The following is a 1,452-nucleotide window of genomic DNA, read 5'->3' on the forward strand; positions in this document are numbered from 1 at the left end:
TTCTTTCGAGCTGGCACTGGCTCTCTGCCATCACCCATAGAGCGCTTTTTGAATTATGCAGATGCTTCCAAAATTCCGGAGCGGCATCTGGTTTTTTTCAACGCGAATGTATTTTGGTCGGCTCTTGAAGATCGCCTTGGGACGCTCTTGCCCTTTGCGGTTCTCGCAGACAACGACGCGCTATGTTTCGACTGCAGTTCAGACTCATCTGCAGTAGTCCTGTGGAGCAATGAAAACTCCTCTGAGGATGCTCCCTCTATTCGCGAAGTTAGCCCGTCTTTCAGCGAGTTTTGCGAATCTCTTTCCTCAACTCCATTCCGGTAGTAATTTTCTGAGGCAAGGGCGGCCTTTCTTCGGAAAGTATCGCCCGCTTCGGCCCCGGTAGCGTCTCTCGCCGTGGGGCAGAATCCGGCCATGAGCAGCCGGTCACCGCAAATGAAAGTGGACGCTCAACGCCCAGGTTAACCGGCAAAAATGCGGAGCATTTTTGTCCGTGTTGAACTTACAGTTAGGCTGGTGACAGATGCGAAAGCTGTTGAATCAAGCATCATTGTTGTGAACCATAAGAGCATAGATTTCTGCGACACGCTCAACGGAGATGCCTTCGCGCTGTTCAACTGCTAGTGGGTGATCTGTCGGCTCAAGTTCGATGTACGGTCGGATTCCATCGTCTCTCAAGTGAACTTTCGTCTTTAGGTTCACGGTATCGGGATAAGGCTTTAGCCATGCGTTTAGCCATCCGAAAAATGGGCCGATATGGGCACGCTTCTTCTCGTCAAAGTACTTTATCCATTGAAGATGGCTTGCCTCACTGAGGGAAACCCAAACGCCCCAACTGAATGATTCATCTTGACCGTGAACAGGAATGTCGATGCACCCGCGAACGAAGAAGTGCTTACCGTCTATGATGCAGTCATCAGACCCAAGATCACAACGTGACGGTCTTTCTGCTTCTGGGATCTCGTAGTAGCTAAGTGGTGCGCTAGCGCCAAAGGTAGGCATACCTTCATGTACCTGATCACAGGAGATGCACTTGAAGCGGAACGTCATATTTCGTGAAATCTAGCGAATAGCTATGGTGCGCCTTTGCGAAAAGCCTAACGTAATTTAGACCGCAGAACCTGCGGGATAAACTGGACAATGCAGGATATTCTGGACACTGATTTCTCCGGGAGTGGATTGCAGCATAGGCTTGCAAGCGACGAGCTGTTCAAGCGTCCAGATATAAAAATTCCGTGAAAACCGGCACGTGTCAACTCGGCAAACTATAGCTCGCGAGTCGGCAGGCTCCGGTATTTCCAACAGTAGCGTGCAGCGAGTCAAAGGCCGCTTACGGGCGGCACTATTGAAAGTCGGCTTAGCAGGCTGCTGAAATACTCCCCACCGTCGTTTCCCGGTTGACGTCTTGCCAGGACAATTGAGGCAACCCAACCGACCAGACAGACAAGCCAG

The 1,452-nt window shown here is 51.0% G+C and carries 2 protein-coding genes; one reads left to right on the plus strand and one right to left on the minus strand.

Features of this window, described 5'->3' with window-relative positions:
- Positions 1 to 324: SMI1/KNR4 family protein (locus DBR23_RS31680; protein WP_233250716.1), on the plus strand; the 324-nt coding region annotated here is incomplete at its 5' end.
- A 216-nt stretch (positions 325 to 540) separates the two neighbouring features.
- Here the strand turns inward: DBR23_RS31680 and DBR23_RS24490 are convergent.
- Positions 541 to 1,050, minus strand: a complete 510-nt coding sequence (locus DBR23_RS24490) for a DUF2199 domain-containing protein (RefSeq protein WP_108499858.1) — start codon at positions 1,048 to 1,050, stop codon at positions 541 to 543.
- Between the last annotated feature and the right edge of the window lie 402 nt (positions 1,051 to 1,452).

Origin of the sequence: Acidovorax sp. HMWF018, assembly GCF_003061035.1 — a bacterium.
Lineage (GTDB): Bacteria > Pseudomonadota > Gammaproteobacteria > Burkholderiales > Burkholderiaceae_C > Acidovorax > Acidovorax delafieldii.